1 protein-coding gene is annotated in these 587 nt (G+C 69.8%); it reads right to left on the reverse strand.

All coding sequences use genetic code 11. The annotated features are described in order from the left end of the window. Positions 1-587: AMP-binding protein (locus tag D7X12_RS41780; RefSeq protein ID WP_147444025.1), on the reverse strand; the 587-nt coding region annotated here is incomplete at both ends.

Genomic DNA, 587 nt, shown 5'->3' on the forward strand with positions numbered 1-587 from the left:
ACCGCGCCACCGCAGGCCAGGGGGGCGAAGAGCTCGAAGATGGAGAGGTCGAAGCAAACGGACGTGGCGGCCAGCGTGCCCTTGAGCTGAGCGGGCGAGAAGGTGGAGAGCGCCCAGTCGAGGAAGGTGGTGGCACTGGCGTGCGAGATGGCGACGCCCTTGGGCCGGCCCGTGGAGCCGGACGTGTAGATGACGTAGGCGAGGCTTTCCTCGGACACGGACGTGGCCGGTGCCGAGGTGGGCAGCGCCGAGACACCTTCAGGAAGCGCGTCGAGGCAGCGCGTCTCCACGCCCTGGGTGTCGAGCTTCAGCGAAGCCAGCAGCGACTGATGCGACAGCAGGAAACGCGCACCAGAGTCCGCGAGCGTGAAGTCGAGGCGCTGCCGGGGATACGCGGGGTCGAGGGGCACGTAGGTGCCGCCCGCCTTGAGGATGGCGAGCAGGGACGTGACGAGGTCGGCGTTGCGCTCCATGAGGACCGCGACGCGCACCTCGGGCCCGACGCCCTGCGAGCGCAGGTGGTGCGCGAGCTGATTGGCCCGTGCATCCAGCTGGGCGTAGCTCAGGCGCTGGGTGCCGACGACGAG

The organism is Corallococcus sicarius (genome assembly GCF_003611735.1).
GTDB classification, from domain to species: Bacteria; Myxococcota; Myxococcia; order Myxococcales; family Myxococcaceae; genus Corallococcus; species Corallococcus sicarius.